Source organism: Geodermatophilus tzadiensis (genome assembly GCF_003002915.1).
GTDB classification, from domain to species: domain Bacteria; phylum Actinomycetota; class Actinomycetes; order Mycobacteriales; family Geodermatophilaceae; genus Geodermatophilus; species Geodermatophilus tzadiensis.
Window position 1 is genome coordinate 55,648 of the sequence record NZ_PVTG01000018.1, and the last position, 17,117, is coordinate 72,764.

Sequence of the window (17,117 nt, forward strand, 5' to 3'; positions counted from 1 at the left end):
GGGACCCTGCGGGCGTGACCGCACCGGAGGACCCCCGCGCCCGCTTCCGCTCCCTGCCGCAGCCCGTCGACCCCGAGGACACCGTGGAGACGGTGGACACCTCCGCGACGCGCCCGGCCGCCACCGAGAGCGACGAGCGGGACCGGCTGCTGCGCGACGCCGGCGGCGCCTGACCGCCCGCAGCGGTCCGTGTGGCCCCTGCGGGGTCCCGGCTCAGTCGTCGACCGTCACCGCGTCGAGGCCCTCCTCGGGCGCCGGGTACCGCGGGTCCATCGCCTCGAGGGTGTCGGCGATGGTCCGGGCGATCACCAGGTTGCGGTACCACTTGTTGTTGGCCGGCACGACGTACCAGGGGGCGACGTCGGTCGACGTGTTGCCGAGGGCCTCCTCGAAGGCGGCCATGTAGTCGTCCCAGTAGCGGCGCTCGCGCAGGTCGTTGGCGGAGAACTTCCACCGCTTGTCGGGGTCGGCGAGCCGGCTCTCCAGGCGGCGCTTCTGCTCGTCCCGGGAGATGTGCAGGTAGAACTTGAGCACCGTGACGCCGCTGAGCGAGAGCGCCTGCTCGAACTGGTTGATGACGTCGTAGCGGGGCCGCCAGACCTCCTCCGGCACCAGCCCCTTCACCCGCACCACCAGCACGTCCTCGTAGTGCGAGCGGTTGAAGATGCCGATCATCCCGCGCGAGGGCACCCGCTGGTGGTAGCGCCAGAGGAAGTCGTGGGCCGACTCCTCCGCGCTCGGCGCCTTGAACGACGAGACCTGGCAGCCCTGCGGGTTCACGCCGCGGAAGACGTGCTTGATGGTGCCGTCCTTGCCGCCGGTGTCCATGGCCTGCAGCACCAGGAGCAGGCTGCGCCGGTTCTCCGCGTAGAGCCGGGCCTGCAGGTCGGCGATCCGGTCGCGGTGGTGGGCGAGCTCGTCGGCGGCGTCCTTCTTGCGCCCGAAGTGCTCGGACTCGTCGGGGTCGACGTCGGCCAGCCGGACACCGGCACCCGGCTCGACGCGGTAGCGGGGGTAGTCCGGCTCCGGCGGTGGGTCGGCCACCACGACCTGCTCCGGCCGCGCGGCCCGCGACTGCCGGCCGGCGGCCGACCGTGCGGCGGTGCGGGTCTCGCGCGACTCGGCCGCGGTCCCGCCCGCGGCGCTCGTCCTGCCGGCCATGCCGACCTCCCGGGTGACGGTCCTCCCCGGCACACCGCGCCGAGCGGGTGCGGGCAGTACCCCGGGCGCCGCCGTCCCTACCGCCCGCGCGGAACCGTCGGTCCTCGGGTCGGTCGTGCTCTGCCCCGCCGGTGTGGGCAGAGCACGACCGACCGCACCGGGACAGTCCCCCCATCCGCGCCGTGGGGGTCAGCGCAGCCGGCGGGTGGCGTCCGGCAGCTTCTCGGTCACCCCGCGCGCGTCCAGCCACTCCATCAGCGGCACGGCCACGCGCCGAGACGTCCCCCAGGCCGAGCGGGCCTGGCTGAGGGTGAACGGCTGCGGCACCGCGAGCAGGCGCGCCCGCGCCTGCTCCTCGACCCCCGGCGCCAGGTAGACCCCCTCCGCGACGCGCACGAGCTGCCCGTCGCGCACCGCCGCGGCCAGCTCGCGCGGACCGAGCCGCGCGGCGCGCAGCTCCTCGGCGTCGGGCGCGGCGAACGGGTTCCCCGCCAGCCGGGCGCGGACGGCGTCGACCGCGCGCTGCACCGCCGGCGGGAGGCCGGCGGCGGCCACCACCACGCGTCCCCCGCGCAGCGCCAGGGGCGTGCGGACGACGAGCCCGACCAGGTCGTCCGCGGGCAGGTCCAGCTCGCGCCGGACGAGCGCCACCGGCGGCCCCGGCTCCAGCGGGTGCGCCTGCCGGTGGGCGGCGACCAGCCCGGGCACCCGCCGCGCGAGCTCGTCGACCAGCCCGGGCGCGAGCAGCCACGGCCCGGCGCGGACGGCGTCGTCGGGCACCGGCCAGCCCATCGCGGTGAAGTCGTCGGCGCGCACCACCCGGCGCCGTGCCAGGTCGGCGGCCGCACCGGCGGGCCCGGTGTCCTGCCCGTCCAGTTCGGCGGCGCGCTGCCGGGCCGCGCCGCGGCGGCGCAGCTCGGGCGGGGCGACGTCGCGGACGTCGGCGCCGAGCACCCGGCGGGCGCCCGGGTCGCGCAGCAGCACCCGGTCGCCCACCCGCAGCGGCAGCGGGCCGGCCAGCCGCAGCCGCACCGCCGCCCCCTCCAGCGGGCGCACCCGCACCGGCACCGCCGCCGAGCCGACGTGCAGCACCGCCTCGGCCGGCAGCTGGTCCTCCGGCTCGCGCGCCAGCACGACGTCGACCTCGGCGGTGGACCGGAACGCGCCCGGGGTGAGCAGCGCGTCGCCGCGGGAGAGGTCCTCGACCGCGACGCCCCGCAGGTTGAGCGCCACCCGGGCGGTGGCGGACGCCCGGTCCACCGGCCGCCCCAGCGACTGCACGCCGCGCACGCCCACCTCGCGCCCGCCGAGCAGCAGCCGGTCGCCGGCGGCCACGGTCCCCGCGGCGAGCGTCCCGGTGACCACCGTGCCGGCCCCGCGGATGGGGAACGCCCGGTCGATCCACAGCCGCACGGGCGCGGCGGGGTCGGGCGCGGGCAGCCCGGCCAGCAGCGTCTCCAGGGCGGCGGCCAGCTCGGGCACACCCCGCCCGGTCGGCGCGCTGACGGCCACGCCCGGCACCGCGCCCATCGACGTCGCGGCCAGCCGCTCGGTGGCGTCGGCGAGCACCGGCGCGGGGTCGGCGAGGTCGGCCTTGGTGACGGCGAGCAGCGCGTGCCGCACGCCGAGCGCGTCGAGGACGGCGACGTGCTCGGCGGTCTGCGCCGACCAGCCGTCGTCGGCCGCCACCACGACCAGCGCGGCCGGCACCGGGCCGACGCCGGCCAGCATGTTGCCGACGAACCGCTCGTGCCCGGGGACGTCGACGACGGCGACCACCCGGCCCGAGGGCAGCGTCGTCCAGGCGAAGCCGAGGTCGATGGTCAGCCCGCGGCGGCGCTCCTCCTCCCACCGGTCGGGCTCCATGCCGGTGAGCGCGCGGACCAGCGTCGACTTGCCGTGGTCGACGTGACCGGCGGTGGCGATCACCTCCACCGGCCGGCCACCTCCAGCACCGCGGCGGCCAGGTCGCCGTCGCACGCCGGCGGCACGCTGCGCAGGTCCAGCAGCGTGCGCCCGTCGGCCACGTACCCCACGACCGGCGAGGCGCCGAGCCGCAGCGGCCCGGCGAACGGCTCGGGCAGCGAGACCGCGGCGCTGGGCAGCGGGTGCTCCGGCGCCCCACCGCCCCCGACGCGGGCCGCCGAGTCCACCGCGCGGGCGTCGACGCCGGCGGCGACCAGCCGGGCGACCAGCGCGGCCGCCCGCGCGCGCAACCCCTCGACGTCGGCGGCGAGCATCTCCTGCACCGGCGGCAGCGGGCCGCGCAGCGTGGCCTCCAGCGCCGCGAGCGTCGTCTTGTCCACCCGCAGCGCCCGGTACAGCGGGTGCCGGCGCAGCCGCTGCACCAGCTCGGCGCGGCCCAGCACCAGCCCCGCCTGCGGGCCGCCGAGCAACTTGTCGCCGCTGGCGAGCACCAGGTCGGCGCCGTCGGCGAGCGTCGTCTGCAGGTCCGGCTCCTCGGGCAGCGCCGGGTGCGGCCGCAGCAGCCCCGAACCGACGTCGGCCACCAGCGGCACCCCGGTCCCGGCGAGCGCTCCCGCGAGCGACGCCACCGGCACCGCCCGGGTGAACCCGCGGACGACGAAGTTCGACGGGTGCACCTTGAGCACCGCGCCGGTGTCCGGGCCCAGCGCCCCCGCGTAGTCCTCGAGCGCCACCCGGTTGGTCGTCCCCACCTCGCGCAGCCGGGCACCGGTGGCCTCCAGCAGCTCGGGGATGCGGAAGCCGTCGCCGATCTCCACCAGCTCGCCGCGGGCGATGACCAGCTCGCCGCCGAGCGCGGTGGCCACCAGCGCGAGGGCGGCCGCGCAGTTGTTCACCACGATCGCCGCCTCGGCCGCCGGCACGGCCGCCAGCAGCGCGGCCAGCGCCGCCTCCCCGCGCGGGCCGCGGCGGCCGGTGCCCAGGTCGAGCTCGACGTCGGTGGTGCCGCTGGCCGCGACGACGGCCTCGACCGCGGCCGGCGACAGCGGTGCCCGCCCGAGGTTGGTGTGCACCACGACGCCGGTGGCGTTGAGCACCGGCCGCAGGCTGCCCGCCGTCCGGGGCAGCGCGGCCAGGACGGCGGCGACGGCGTCCCCGGCGTCGAGTCGCCCGTCGCGGACCTGCTGCTGGACGGCGCGGACGGCGTCCTTGACCAGCTCGCGGCCCAGCCGGGCGCACGCGGCGGCCACCGCGGGGTCGGCGAGCAGCGTGTCGGTGCGGGGCACGGCCCGCCGCGGGTCGGCGCTCATCGCCGCCGAGCGTAGGTCGCGCGCGACCGTCCGGGCCGGGAGGTCAGCCCCCGTCCGCGCCGTCGGCGGGGAGCTGCGGGAGCCGGACCGGGCAGGAGGTGCCCAGCTGGTCCATCGTCTCGGCGTCGACGTCGGTGCGGACGGCGGCGTGGAACCGGCTGATCATCTGGTTGAGGCCGCAGGTGAAGGTGATCTCCAGGACCTGCTGCACGGTGAAGTGCTCGCGCAGCGCCGCCCACGTCGCGTCGTCGATGGGTTGCATGAGCGTGGACTTCCGGCAGAACACCACGATCGCCGCCTGGTCCGGGGTGAACAGCCCCTCGGGCAGCGGGTCGTCGAGGACGTGGGCCATCTGCTCGTCGCTGATACCGGCGCTCCGACCGAGCACCACGTGGGTGGGCGTCTAGTAGAAGCACTCGTTGGTGACGGCGGAGGTGTAGTACGCCAGCTCCCGCTGCACCGGGTCGAGGCTGTTGCGGAAGTAGGCGACCTGCCCGAGCTGGAGCACCGCCTCGAGGATGTCCGGGTGGTTGGCGATGCCGCGGTAGACGTTCACCTCGCGCCCACGGCTCTCCCGGACCACCCCCAGCAGGGCGCGGGCCTTGGGGTCGGCGTCGGGGTCGTTCCCCGAGACCAGGGGGATGCGTGCCACCGTCGGGCCTCCTCGGACGTCGCTGTCCCGGGTGTCCGGCCGGGGACGGCACGTCCCCGACCGGACGACGAGCTGGCGGAGGCGGACGGGAATCGAACCCGCCTGACCGAGCTGCTCGGCCACGTCGGCTTTAGAGGCCGCGGGGGCCACCAGGCGCCCTGACGCCTCCACCGGGGAGCCTACGGTGAGGCGGTGACCACCGCCCCCGCACGGATCCGGCTCACCCAGTACGCGCACGGCGGCGGCTGCGCCTGCAAGATCCCGCCCGGTGAGCTGGAGGCCGTCGTCGCCGGACTCACCGCCACCGGCCCCCGCGACCCGGCCGCCGAGCTCGTCGTCGGCCTGGACGACGGCGACGACGCCGCCGTGGTCCGGATCGCCGGGGGGCAGGGGCTGGTGCTCACCACCGACTTCTTCACCCCGGTGGTCGACGACGCGCACACGTTCGGCCGCATCGCCGCCGCCAACGCGCTCTCCGACGTCTACGCCATGGGCGGCACCCCGGTCGTGGCCGTCAACCTGCTCGGCTGGCCGCGCGACGCGCTGCCGGCCGAGCTCGCCGCCGAGGTGCTGCGCGGCGGGCTCGAGGTGGCCCAGGAGGCCGGCTGCCACGTCGGCGGCGGCCACTCGATCGACGACCCCGAGCCCAAGTACGGCATGGCGGTCACCGGCGTGGTCGACGTCGACCGGGTGATCACCAACGCCGCCGCCGTGGCCGGGACGCCGCTGTCGCTGACCAAGCCGCTGGGCGTCGGGGTGCTCAACAGCCGGATGAAGGCCACCGGCGAGGTGAGCGAGGAGGCGGTGGCCTCGATGACGGCGCTCAACCGCGACGCCGGGCGGGCCGCGGTGGCGGCGGGGATCCGCGCCGGCACCGACGTCACCGGCTTCGGCCTGCTCGGCCACCTGTACAAGATGGCGCGGGCCAGCGGGGTGACCGCCGTGGTCGACGCCGCCGCCGTTCCCTACCTGGCCGGGGCCCGCGAGGCGCTGGCCGCCGGCTTCGTCTCCGGCGGGACGCGGCGCAACCTCGACTGGGTGCGGCCGCACGTCGACCTCTCCGCCGTCCCCGCGGACGAGGCGCTGCTGCTGGCCGACGCGCAGACCTCCGGCGGGCTGCTGCTCGGCGGCGAGGTGCCCGGCGCCCCGGTCATCGGCGAGTTCGTCCCGCGGCAGGAACACGTCGTCGTCGTCCGCTGACGGCGGCGCGCTGTCGCCCGCCGGGCGGCGGTGTCCTAACGTCCGGCGCATGCGCGCCGTCTTCGTCTCCACGCCCTCGCCCGACGACCCGCTCTCCGTCCTGGAGGTCGGTGACCGCCCCGACCCCGAGGTGCCCGACGGCTGGACGACGGTGCAGGTGAAGGCCGTCTCGCTCAACCACCACGACCTGTTCAGCCTCCGCGGCGTCGGGCTGCCGCAGGAGCGGATGCCGATGATCCTGGGCACCGACGCGGCCGGCCTGGACGAGGACGGCAACGAGGTCGTCGTCCACGGCGTCGTCTCCACCCCCGGCTGGACCGGCGACGAGACCCTCGACCCGAAGCGCACGCTGTTCTCCGAGCTCTACCAGGGCACGATGGCCGAGCGGGTCGCCGTCCCCCGGCGCAACGTGCTGCCCAAGCCGGCCGAGCTGTCCTTCGCCCAGGCCGCCTGCCTGCCCACCGCCTGGCTGACCGCCTACCGCATGCTCTTCGTCAAGTCCGGGCTGCGCCCCGGGCACACCGTGCTCGTGCAAGGCGCCAGCGGCGGCGTCGCGACCGCGCTGGTGGTGCTCGGCAAGGCCGCCGGCTTCCGCGTGTGGGTCACCGGCCGCAGCGAGGAGAAGCGGCAGGCGGCGCTGGACCTGGGCGCCGAGCAGGCGTTCGAGACCGGCGCGCGGCTGCCCGAGCGGGTCGACGGGGTGATGGAGACCGTCGGCAAGGCGACCTGGAGCCACAGCGTCAAGTCGCTCAAGCCCGGCGGCGTCATCGTCACCTCGGGGGCCACCACCGGCCACGACCCCAGCGCCGAGCTCAACCGGGTCTTCTTCACCCAGCTGTCGGTCATCGGCTCCACGATGGGCACCCGCGACGAGCTCGAGGCGCTGGTGCGGATGTGCGTGGCCACCGGCGCCCGCCCGATCATCGACGTCGAGCTGCCGCTGGAGCAGGCCCGCGACGGCTTCGCCCGCATGCTCGAGGGCCGCACCGCCGGCAAGATCGTCTTCACCGTCTGAGCGGGCGCTCCCGCAGCAGGAGCAGCGCCGCGGCCGCCGCCAGCCCGGCGGCGACCGCGGCCCCGGCGAACACCGTGTGCAGCTGGGTGAGGACGGCGGCGTCGGTGGCCGCCTCGTAGGCGGGGCAGTCGGCCGGCGACGTGGGGCAGATCGTCAGCGGCGAGCCGATCGCCGCCACCTCGGCGGTGAACCGGCGCAGCGCGACGGCGGTGAGCAGCGAGAGCCCCACCAGCATCCCGACGGTCCGGGCGACGACGGCCAGCGCGCCGGCGCTGCCGTGCACCGCGGGGCTGGTGACCGCCAGGAGCACCGCGTTGACCGGCGCGATCGCCAGGCCGAAGCCCAGGCCCGCGGCCAGCAGCACGACCGTGGACCACCGGCCGTCCAGCGAGGTCTCGTCCCAGCCGGTCATCGCCCACAGCGCCGGCGCGGCCAGCGCCATCCCGCCGGCGGCCACGACCCGCGGCGCGACCACCCGGCACAGCCACCCGCCGGCCACCGCGCCCACCGGCACCCCGACGAGCAGCCGCAGCAGCACCAGCGCGGCGCCGAGCTGGTCGCCGGGCGTCGTCGTCGCCCGGGCGAACAGCGGGACGTCGACCAGCGCGGCCACCAGCGCCACGCCCACCAGCAGGTTCACCAGCAGCGCGCCCCACGCCCCCACCGGTCGCAGCTCGCGCAGCGGCAGCACCGGGTCGGGCGTGCGCCGCTCGTGCAGCCAGAACCCCGCGCCGGCTGCCGCGGCGACCGGCAGCAGCACCGGGCCGTGGGCGACCACCTCGGTGGCCGGGTCGGCGGCGGCGAACGCCCACACCAGCGACCCGAGCGCGACGACGGCGAGCAGCGAGCCCACGACGTCGACCTCGCGCACCAGCCGCGGCAGCCCCCGCAGCGGCAGCACCGCACCGTCCGGGGTGGCGAGGGCGCGGGCCACCAGCGCGGCACCGGCGACCACGGCCGTCAGCAGCAGCGGCGTGGAGGCGGCCACGCCGTCGAGCAGCGGCACCCAGGCCAGGCCGAGGGTGACGTCCTCGGCGAGCACCGCGGGCTCGGCCAGCAGCAGGCCGAGGGCGGCACCGGCGACCAGCAGCAGCACCAGTCCGGCGGGGTCGGGCCGGCGTCCCCGCCCGGTGAGGACGACCCCGCCGGCCAGGCCCAGCCCGAGCAGCAGGTTGAGCCAGAACACCGCCCGCCAGTCGGCCACCGCGAGCACCGCGGCGCCGGCCAGCGGGCCGATGACCGCGCCGGCCTCCTGCACCGCGCCGACCACGCCCAGCGGCACCGCGCGCCGCTCGGGCGGCCAGCGGTCGGCGACCAGCGCGAGCGTCGCCGGCACCAGCCCGCCGGCACCGACGCCCTGCAGTCCGCGGCCGGCCACGGCGGGGCCCAGGCCGGTCGCCGTCGCGGTCAGCAGCGAGCCGAGGGCGAACAGCAGCAGGCAGCCGGCCAGCACCGGCACCCGGCCGCGCAGGTCGGCGAGGCGCCCGAGCAGCGGCAGCGTGGCGGTGTAGCCGAGCAGGAAGCCACCGATGATCGGCGTCGCCCGCTGCAGCTCGTCGATGGCGACGCCGACCCCGGCGAGGACGTCCGGCAGGGCGAGGACGACGACGTAGGTGTCGGCCGCGGTGACCAGCACCGCCAGCGTCGCCAGGACGACCAGCGGCAGCCCCGGGACCGGGCGGCGGGCCTCCTCCGGGTCAGCTGGCAGGCGGTGCGGTGATCTCGACATCGGCGCCGAAGTCGCTGAGCTCGAGGGTGAACGTGGCGTCCTGGCCGGCGGTGTAGAAGGGACCGGTCAGCTCGGCGCGGCGCAGCTCGCCACTCCGGGTGGCCACGGAGAAGCGCGCGTCCACCGGCCGACTGGGGTCCTCGCTGGTGAGCACTCGCTCGACCAGGTCGCCGGGCAGCTCGGCGGTCACCTCGCGCACCACCTCGCCGTCCACCCGGCGCTCCTCCCCCAGCTCGGCGGAGTCCGCCTGCTCGAGCAGCTGCGAGATGCCGGTGTCGGGGTCGAGCAGGGCGCCGGGGTCGCCGAAGCCGAACTGGGCGGGGTCGACGACGCTGTAGCCGGTGGTGAAGGGCAGCTGCGCGTACACGGTGCCGTCGACCGAGACGACGGCGAGATCGAGCGGCGCGCCCGCGGACAGCACCTGCAGCGTCCCCTGGAACGACGCGGGACGGGCGACGTCGCCCTCGCCACCGACCAGCTCGGTGCCCGTGGTCGGCGCGCCCTCGCTGGTGAGCACGAAGTGCAGGCTGCGGGCCTCGTCGAGGGTGGTCGTGGCGCGGGCGAGCAGCTGGTCGGCGGTCTCCTCGGGCTCCCCGCCGCCGCAGCCGGTGAGCGCGACCACCAGCCCGGCCGCCAGCGCGGCAGCCGGTCCCGCAGCGCGGCGCAGCACCATCCCGACCTCCCCGTCGACGCCGGTGGGCCCGGCGCGGGCACGGTAGCGCGCCCGGTGGCTCAGGTCCGGGCGGTGGCGCGGGCGATCCGCCCGGCGAGCCGGGCCTGCGCCCTGACCGGGAACGACGCGAGTGCCGGCTCGAGCTGCGGGATCCGGTAGGGCTGGGTGGTGAGGGCCCGGAAGGCCAGGCCGGTGGTGACGCCGTGGCCCGGCCGGTGCACGACGGTCACCTCGTCGCCCGCCCCGACGTCGCCGGTCTCGAGCACCCGCAGGTAGGCGCCGGTGGCACCGCGCGCGGCGAACCGCTTCACCAGGTCGGGGACCCCCCAGAACCGGGCGAAGTTGGCGCACGGCGTGCGCGGCGCCGTCACCTCGAGCAGCGTCGTCCCCACCCGCCAGTGCTCGCCGATCTCGGCGCCGGTGAGGTCGAGTCCCGCCGTCCGCAGGTTCTCGCCGAACCGGCCCGCCGGCAGGTCGCGGTCGAGCTCGGCGGCCCACACGTCGGCGTCCTCCTGGGCGAAGGCGTACACCGCCTGCCCCTCGCCGCCGTGGTGCTTCCGGTTGACCTGGACGTCGCCGTCGAGCCCCAGCTCCCGGACGGCGACCCGGCCGGTCACCGGGCGCTTGTCGATGCCGCTGCGGTCCGGCCGGCGGCCGGGCACCGGGAGGAGGTCGCCGACGACGCAGACGGCCTCGATGCGGCCGGCGGTCACTTCTTGGCGGAGGAGGGCTCGCTGGTGGACAGCGCGGCGACGAAGGCCTCCTGCGGGACCTCGACCCGGCCGACCATCTTCATCCGCTTCTTGCCCTCCTTCTGCTTCTCCAGCAGCTTCCGCTTGCGGGTGATGTCACCGCCGTAGCACTTGGCGAGGACGTCCTTGCGGATGGCGCGCACCGTCTCGCGGGCGATGACCCGCGAGCCGACGGCGGCCTGGATGGGCACCTCGAACTGCTGGCGCGGGATGAGCTCGCGCAGCTTGCCGGCCATCATCACGCCGTAGCCGTAGGCCTTGTCCTTGTGCACGATCGCGCTGAACGCGTCGACCGGCTCGCCCTGCAGCAGGATGTCGACCTTGACCAGCTTCGACTCCTGCTCGCCGGCCTCGGCGTAGTCGAGGCTGGCGTAGCCGCGGGTGCGCGACTTCAGCGCGTCGAAGAAGTCGAAGATGATCTCGCCGAGCGGCAGCGTGTAGCGCAGCTCGACGCGGGACTCGCTGAGGTAGTCCATGCCGCCGAGCTGGCCGCGCCGGCTCTGGCACAGCTCCATGATCGCGCCGGTGTAGTCGCTGGGCGCGATGATCGTGGCGTTGACGACCGGCTCGTAGACCGTGTCGATCTTGCCCTCGGGCCAGTCGCTGGGGTTGGTGACGGTGTGCTCGGTGCCGTCCTCCATGACCACCCGGTAGACGACGTTGGGCGCGGTGGAGATGAGGCTGATGCCGGCCTCGCGCTCGAGGCGCTCGCGGACGATCTCCAGGTGCAGCAGGCCGAGGAAGCCGACGCGGAACCCGAACCCGAGCGCCGCGGAGGTCTCCGGCTCGTAGGTGAGCGCGGCGTCGTTGAGCAGCAGCTTGTCCAGCGCCTCGCGCAGCAGCGGGTACTCGCTGCCGTCGATCGGGTACAGGCCGGAGTAGACCATCGGCTTGGGGTCGCTGTAGCCGCCGATCGCCTCGGCGGCCGGCTTGTGCTGCAGCGTGACGGTGTCACCGACGCGGGACTGGCGGACGTCCTTCACGCCGGTGATGAAGTAGCCGACCTCGCCGACGCCGAGGCCGTCGACCGGCTTGGGCTCGGGCGAGATGACGCCGATCTCGAGCAGCTCGTGGGTGGCGCCGGTGGACATCATCTTGATCCGCTCGCGGCTGGCGATCCGGCCGTCGACGACGCGCACGTAGGTGATGACGCCGCGGTAGATGTCGTAGACGCTGTCGAAGATCATCGCGCGGGCCGGGGCGTCGGCGTCCCCGACCGGGGCCGGGATCTGCGCGACGATCTGGTCGAGCAGCTCGGGCACGCCCTCGCCGGTCTTGCCGCTGACCCGCAGCACGTCCCCGGGGTCGCAGCCGATGATGTGCGCGATCTCCGCGGCGTACTTCTCCGGCTGGGCGGCCGGCAGGTCGATCTTGTTGAGCACCGGGATGATCGTGAGGTCGTTCTCCAGGGCCAGGTAGAGGTTGGCCAGGGTCTGCGCCTCGATGCCCTGGGCGGCGTCGACGAGCAGGACGGCGCCCTCGCAGGCGGCCAGCGAGCGGGACACCTCGTAGGTGAAGTCGACGTGGCCCGGGGTGTCGATCATGTCGAGCACGTACTCGTCGCCGGCTGCGTCACCCGTCCGCGGAGTCCAGGGCAGGCGGACGTTCTGCGCCTTGATGGTGATGCCGCGCTCGCGTTCGATGTCCATCCGGTCGAGGTACTGCGCGCGCATCTGCCGCGCCTCGATGATCCCGGTCACCTCGAGCATCCGGTCGGCCAGCGTCGACTTGCCGTGGTCGATGTGGGCGATGATGCAGAAGTTCCGGATCCGGGTGGGATCGGTGGCAGCGGGAGTCGTCACAGTGCCGCCATCGTCCCACGGCGGGCGGCTGCTGCGGAGCACCGTGCCGGGAGGGCCTGCGCGACCGGGGTGGGACGCCGCCGCGCGCGCTGGTAACCTGGCAGGCCGGTCCGCTGACGCACGCCGTCCGGACGCACTGTCAGACTCCCATCTCTGCGAGACACCGAGGCTCACGCGTGGCGAACATCAAGTCCCAGATCAAGCGGAACAAGACGAACGAGAAGGCGCGCCAGCGCAACGTCGCCGTCAAGTCCGCCCTGAAGACGGCCGTCCGCCGCTTCCGCACGGCCGCCGCGTCCGGGGACACCGCGGCTGCCGGCACCGCCCTGGCCCACGCCAGCAAGGCGCTCGACAAGGCCGCCAGCAAGGGCATCATCCACAAGAACCAGGCGGCGAACCGCAAGTCGGGCATGGCCAAGCACTTCGCCAGCCTCTGACCTGCGCTCCAGCGCTCCCGGCGAGCCCCGTCCCCGCGAGGGACGGGGCTCGCCGCGTCTCGGGGCCGGTCGCCCGGATCAGGAGCCGGCGCGGCTTCGGGCGGCGCGGCCGGTGACCGCCCGGATGGCGACGATGCGGCGGACGGCCCGCTCCAGCGCGTAGTCGGCGCTGGCCGCCACGCCCTTGACGTCGGCGTTGAGCTCGGCGGCGACGCCGATCGCCTGCTGCAGCCCGTCGATGGTCCACCCGCGGGCCTGGGTCTGGGCCTTCTTCACCTTCCACGGCGGCAGCTTCAGCGCCCGCGCGAGCTCGCCGGTGTTGGTGGTGTTCAGCGAGGTGACCCGCGCGGCGGTGCGGACGCCGTCGGCGATGGCGTCGGCGATGAGCACGTGGGCCACCCCGCGGTCGAGCGCCCAGCGCAACATCTCCAGCGAGCCCTGCCGGTCGCCGACGAGCACCCGCTCGGCGACGGTGAAGCCGGTGACCTCGGCCTGCCCGCGGTGGAAGCGCGCGACCGCGTCGGCGTCGATCGTGCCGCCGAAGTCGGCGACCAGCTGGGTGGCCGCCGAGGACAGCGCCCGCAGGTCGGCCCCCACGGCGTCGACGAGGGCGGTGACCGCGTCGGCCGTGATCCGGCCGCCGGCCCCGCGCACCTCGTTGCGGACGAACGCCGCCCGGTCGCCCCCGGAGGAGATCTTCGGGCAGTCGTCGACGGCGGCGCCGGCGGCGGTGAGGGTCTTGAGCAGGGCCTCGTTGCGCTTGCCGCCGTGGTGCACGACGACCAGCGTCAGGTCCGGGTCGGGGTCGGCGCAGTAGCTCCTCAGCGCGTCGACCAGGGCCGCGGCGGCCTCGTGCACCCCGCCGACGACGACGAGCCGGTGCCCGCCGAACAGCGAGGGCGCCAGGACGTCGGCCAGCTGCCCCACCGGCAGGCCGAGCGCGGCCAGCTCGTGCACCTCCGCGTCGGGGTGGCGCTCGAGGACGGCGGCCCGCACGGCGGCGACCGCGCGGGAGCGCAGCAGCTCCTCCTCGCCGACGACGGCCCGCAGCCGGGAGGTCGGTGCCGGGGGTGCTGCTGCCACGGCGCGATGGTGTCACGCCGGGGTGACGGGACGGCCGGCGTACGTCGAGGTGGCGCGGCGGGGTCGCCGGGACGCCGTCGGCGGGCTTCCCTCCTGCAGTCGCCGCGGCGGTCCTCCCGGACCTGCCGCGCGCGGTGACGCCCCAGTCGTCGGCCGACCCGACGACGGCGAGGTCGCCCTCCCGGTCGGTGCGGTGCACCCGCATCCCGGCCTGCTGCAGCCAGGACAGCAGCCTCGGCGCGGGGTGGCCGTAGGTGTTGTCGGCCCCGACCGAGACCAGCGCGACGCGCGCCCCGGAGGCGGCGAGAAACGCCGGGTCGGCGTCGGCGCTGCCGTGGTGCGGGACCTTCAGGACGTCGGCGCCCAGGTCGACGCCCCGGTCGAGGATGCGGGACTCCGCCGCCGCGCTCAGGTCGCCGGTGAGCAGCACGCGGACCCCCCGCTGGGTGACCCGCACGACCGTCGACAGGTCGTTGGCCTCGGCGGCCGCCGAGGCGATCTCCGGCGGCGGGGCGAGCACCTCCAGCACCGCCGTGCCGACCACCCGCCGGTCCCCCGGCCGCAGCACCTCCCGCCGCGCACCGGCCCGGTCGGCGGCCCCGTCGAGCGCGGGTGCCCGCTTCTCGGCCGGCGAGAGCGTGCCGGTGGCGACCACGCCGACGTCCCGCCCGCCGAGCGCGCCGGCCAGCCCGCCGACGTGGTCGGCGTCGAGGTGCGAGAGCAGCACCAGCGGCAGCCGGTCGACGCCCAGCCGGTCCAGGCAGCGGTCCACCGGGCCGACGTCGGGGCCCGCGTCGACGAGGACGGCCTCCCCCGGTCCCGTCGGCACGACCAGCGCGTCGCCCTGCCCGACGTCGCAGGCGACCAGGACCGCCTCCGCCGGCGGCCACCCGTCGGCCACCTGGCGCAGCGGCCAGCCCAGGAGCAGCAGACCCAGCAGGACGGCGAGCGCGAGCGGGCGCAGCCGCGGGTGGCGCCACAGGAGCAGGCCGGCGCCGAGGAGCACGACGGTGAGCAGGACGGCGCCGCCGGTGCCCGCCGGCCACCCGGTCGCGCCGTCGGGCAGGCCCGACGCGGTCCGGGCCACCAGCACCAGCCACCGCACCGGCCACCCGGCGAGCCAGACCAGCGCGTCGCCCACCGGGGGCACCAGCGGTCCGGCCAGGAGCCCCAGCAGGCCGAGCACCGTCGCCGGTGCCACCGCGGGCGCGGCGAGCAGGTTGGCCGGCAACGACACCGGGCTGACCAGGCCGGACAGCCCGGCCACCAGCGGGGCGGTCGCCAGCCCGGCGGCCGTGGCGACGGCGACCGCGTCGGCCACGGCTCGCGGCCAGCCGCGCTCCCGCAGGTGCGCCGACCAGCCGGGGGCCAGCAGCACGATGGCCGCCGTCGCGGCCACCGACAGGGCGAAGCCCGCGTCGCGGGCCAGTCCGGGGTCGAGCCACAGCAGGACCGTGGCCGACGCGCACAGCGCCGGCACGGCAGCCCGGGCACGGCCGGTGGCCAGGGCCAGCAGGGTGACCGCGCCCATCGCGGCGGCCCGGACGACGCTGGGCTCGGGCCGGGCGAGCACCACGAAGCCGGCCAGCGCGAGCGCCGCGACGACCGCCTGCGCGCGGCGGTCGACCGCCCGGCGCCGCAGCGGTGCGAGGACCCCGGTGACGACGATCGCGACGTTGGCACCCGAGACGGCCGTCAGGTGGGACAGGCCGGCCCGGCGGAAGTCCTCCTCGAGGACGGCGTCCATCCCGGTCGTGTCGCCGACGACCAGCCCGGGCAGCAGCCCGCCGGCCGGACCGCCGACGACCCGTCCGGACGTCCCGGCCAGCCCGGCGCGCAGGTCGCCCGCGGCGCGCTGCACCCACGGCGGCCGGCCGAGCACCTCCGGCGGACCCCGGGCGGAGAGCCGGGCGACCACGCCCTCGGACGCGGCGGCGGACGTGACCGCGACCCGCGTGCGGACCGCCTGCCCGGGCAGCACCCCGGCCCACTCCTCCGCCGGGGCGAACAGCACGACCCCGGCGGTCAGCTCTCCCCGGCGGCTGCCGTCGTCGACCTCCAGGACGGTCGCGTCGACGACCGTGCGGGGCGCTCCGGCGCCCCGCACGCGCCGCGGGTCACCGTCGACCTCCAGCACCACCTCCACGGTGCGACCCGCGACCGCGGCCAGCGGCGAGGCGGCCCGGTCGGCGCCGCGCACGGCCGCGGAGGTCGCCGTCGCCGCCACCGCGGCGAGCACCGCGAGCAGCACCCGGGCACCGGCCCGGCGGCGTCGCAGGACGAGCCCGGCGAGGAGGACGGCCGCGACCGCCGACGCGGCGACGACCGCGGGCGGCAGCACCGCTGCCAGGAGGGTGACGCCCCAGACGGCGGCCGCGACGGGGACGAGCCGCAGGTCCAGCCAGGTCCAGCGGCCCTCGGGGAGGCGGCTCACACGCGCACCAGGTCGGCCAGCTCGGCGTAGATGGCCGGTCCGATGCCGGGGACGTCGTCGAGCTGCTCGACGCTGGTGAACCGGCCGTGCTCGCCGCGGTGGTCGACGATGCGCTGGGCCAGCACCGGCCCGATGCCCGGCAGTGCGTCGAGGTCGGTGGCCGTCGCGGCGTTGAGGTCCAGCGGCCCGGCCGACGTCCCTCCCCCGCCGGCGCTGTCCGGCGCGGCCCCGGCGGCTGCTCCGGGGACCCCGACGGCGATCTGCTGCCCGTCGGTGACGACCGCGGCGAGGTTGACCGACGTCGCGTCGGCCCCGGGCAGCAGTCCGCCGGCCGCAGCCACGGCGTCGGCCACCCGCGCGCCCTCGGGCAGGGTGACCAGCCCGGGGGCGACCACCAGCCCGACCACCGAGACGACGACGGTGGCCTGCGCGTCAGCGGCCTCGCCGACCGGCGGGGACGCGGGCGCACTGCCGGTCACCGCCGCGGGAGGACCGGCGTCCGGGGCCGGCTGCACGCTCGGCCGGTCCAGCCAGGTCCAGCCGGCGACGGCCAGCGCAGCAGCCAGGCCGCACACCCACAGCGCCCAGGTGCCCCGACGGCCGGGGTCCACGCGCACCGTCCGCGCGGGGGCGCGGTGGCGCCCGAGGCCGGACGGCAGCCCGTCGCGCGGATCGCCGTCGTCCAGCTCCTCCGGGTCGTCGTCGTCCGCGAGGTCGTCGTCCGCGAGGTCGTCGTCCGCGAGGTCGTCGTCCGCGTCGAGGGGCAGCCCAGGGGCACCCGTACCCGACCGCCGGAGCAGGGCCACGCCGGTGACCGGGGCGTCCCGGACGGGGTCGTCGTCGGGCAGCCAGCCGGAGGACCGCCGGCCCTCGTCGAGCAGCGCCCGCAAGCGGGCACGGATGACGTCGGCGTCGTCGGGGCGGCGGGAGGTCAGGCGCACCC

General features: G+C 76.7%; 15 protein-coding genes, 1 tRNA gene and 1 pseudogene. 4 read left to right on the top strand and 13 right to left on the bottom strand.

The genetic code is table 11. The annotated features are described in order from the left end of the window. Positions 1 to 14 precede the first annotated feature (14 nt). The gene (locus LY71_RS19665) at positions 15 to 173 is read left to right on the top strand and encodes a heme biosynthesis protein HemY (RefSeq protein WP_106280897.1); all 159 of its coding nucleotides are present in this window, start codon (positions 15 to 17) and stop codon (positions 171 to 173) included. 40 nt (positions 174 to 213) lie between these two features. Here LY71_RS19665 and LY71_RS19670 read toward each other — a convergent pair whose 3' ends face one another. The 6 genes from LY71_RS19670 to LY71_RS23600 all read right to left on the bottom strand — a co-directional run bounded on the left by LY71_RS19670 (position 214) and on the right by LY71_RS23600 (position 5,218). Then, the gene (locus LY71_RS19670; protein ID WP_211297439.1) at positions 214 to 1,161 is read right to left on the bottom strand and encodes a polyphosphate kinase 2 family protein; all 948 of its coding nucleotides are present in this window, start codon (positions 1,159 to 1,161) and stop codon (positions 214 to 216) included. Between the two features lie 189 nt (positions 1,162 to 1,350). Beyond that, a complete protein-coding gene (gene selB / locus LY71_RS19675) occupies positions 1,351 to 3,096 on the bottom strand; it encodes a selenocysteine-specific translation elongation factor (RefSeq protein WP_106280899.1) in 1,746 nt (581 codons plus the stop codon). After that, complete coding sequence (selA, locus tag LY71_RS19680) at positions 3,087 to 4,397, bottom strand: L-seryl-tRNA(Sec) selenium transferase (RefSeq protein ID WP_106280902.1); 1,311 nt, start codon at positions 4,395 to 4,397, stop codon at positions 3,087 to 3,089. The genes selB and selA overlap by 10 nt, the downstream gene beginning before the upstream one ends. Before the next feature lie 43 nt (positions 4,398 to 4,440). Beyond that, positions 4,441 to 4,788: a carboxymuconolactone decarboxylase family protein gene (locus tag LY71_RS19685; RefSeq protein WP_106280905.1), complete on the bottom strand. Its 348-nt coding sequence runs from the start codon at positions 4,786 to 4,788 to the stop codon at positions 4,441 to 4,443. Between the two features lie 12 nt (positions 4,789 to 4,800). After that, the gene (locus tag LY71_RS19690; protein ID WP_106280907.1) at positions 4,801 to 5,049 is read right to left on the bottom strand and encodes a carboxymuconolactone decarboxylase family protein; all 249 of its coding nucleotides are present in this window, start codon (positions 5,047 to 5,049) and stop codon (positions 4,801 to 4,803) included. 73 nt (positions 5,050 to 5,122) lie between these two features. Beyond that, positions 5,123 to 5,218 (bottom strand) — tRNA-OTHER (locus tag LY71_RS23600). A gap of 23 nt (positions 5,219 to 5,241) precedes the next feature. Between LY71_RS23600 and selD the strand changes: the two genes are divergently transcribed. Together selD and LY71_RS19700 are read left to right on the top strand one after the other, a co-directional pair. Beyond that, positions 5,242 to 6,249, top strand: coding sequence for a selenide, water dikinase SelD (gene selD, locus LY71_RS19695; protein ID WP_211297440.1), 1,008 nt, complete (start codon positions 5,242 to 5,244; stop codon positions 6,247 to 6,249). A gap of 49 nt (positions 6,250 to 6,298) precedes the next feature. Further along, a complete protein-coding gene (locus LY71_RS19700; protein WP_106280910.1) occupies positions 6,299 to 7,264 on the top strand; it encodes a zinc-binding dehydrogenase in 966 nt (321 codons plus the stop codon). Here LY71_RS19700 and LY71_RS19705 read toward each other — a convergent pair. Genes LY71_RS19705 through lepA form a run of 4 tightly spaced genes read right to left on the bottom strand, consistent with a single transcriptional unit; the run spans position 7,254 to position 12,220 of the window. Continuing rightward, complete coding sequence (locus tag LY71_RS19705) at positions 7,254 to 8,993, bottom strand: MFS transporter (protein WP_106280911.1); 1,740 nt, start codon at positions 8,991 to 8,993, stop codon at positions 7,254 to 7,256. The genes LY71_RS19700 and LY71_RS19705 overlap by 11 nt on opposite strands. Then, on the bottom strand, positions 8,962 to 9,666 hold the full coding sequence (locus tag LY71_RS19710) for an LppX_LprAFG lipoprotein (RefSeq protein WP_106280913.1): 705 nt from the start codon (positions 9,664 to 9,666) through the stop codon (positions 8,962 to 8,964). Before LY71_RS19710 ends, LY71_RS19705 begins: the two co-directional genes overlap by 32 nt. A gap of 59 nt (positions 9,667 to 9,725) precedes the next feature. Then, positions 9,726 to 10,379: an MOSC domain-containing protein gene (locus LY71_RS19715; protein ID WP_106280916.1), complete on the bottom strand. Its 654-nt coding sequence runs from the start codon at positions 10,377 to 10,379 to the stop codon at positions 9,726 to 9,728. Continuing rightward, the gene (gene lepA, locus LY71_RS19720; RefSeq protein WP_106280919.1) at positions 10,376 to 12,220 is read right to left on the bottom strand and encodes a translation elongation factor 4; all 1,845 of its coding nucleotides are present in this window, start codon (positions 12,218 to 12,220) and stop codon (positions 10,376 to 10,378) included. The genes LY71_RS19715 and lepA overlap by 4 nt, the downstream gene beginning before the upstream one ends. A gap of 176 nt (positions 12,221 to 12,396) precedes the next feature. Between lepA and rpsT the strand changes: the two genes are divergently transcribed. Further along, positions 12,397 to 12,657, top strand: coding sequence for a 30S ribosomal protein S20 (rpsT, locus tag LY71_RS19725; RefSeq protein ID WP_091366828.1), 261 nt, complete (start codon positions 12,397 to 12,399; stop codon positions 12,655 to 12,657). Positions 12,658 to 12,735: 78 nt separating this feature from the next. Here the strand turns inward: rpsT and holA are convergent, their stop codons facing one another. The 3 genes and pseudogenes from holA to LY71_RS19735 form a co-directional block, all read right to left on the bottom strand. Further along, positions 12,736 to 13,740: a DNA polymerase III subunit delta gene (gene holA, locus LY71_RS24270; protein WP_245888122.1), complete on the bottom strand. Its 1,005-nt coding sequence runs from the start codon at positions 13,738 to 13,740 to the stop codon at positions 12,736 to 12,738. Between the two features lie 334 nt (positions 13,741 to 14,074). Further along, positions 14,075 to 16,174 (bottom strand): annotated as a pseudogene (locus tag LY71_RS24275) (ComEC/Rec2 family competence protein); the annotation flags it as partial. Continuing rightward, positions 16,171 to 17,115, bottom strand: a complete 945-nt coding sequence (locus LY71_RS19735) for a ComEA family DNA-binding protein (RefSeq protein WP_106280922.1) — start codon at positions 17,113 to 17,115, stop codon at positions 16,171 to 16,173. The gene LY71_RS19735 and the pseudogene LY71_RS24275, both read right to left, overlap by 4 nt. Positions 17,116 to 17,117: the final 2 nt, after the last annotated feature.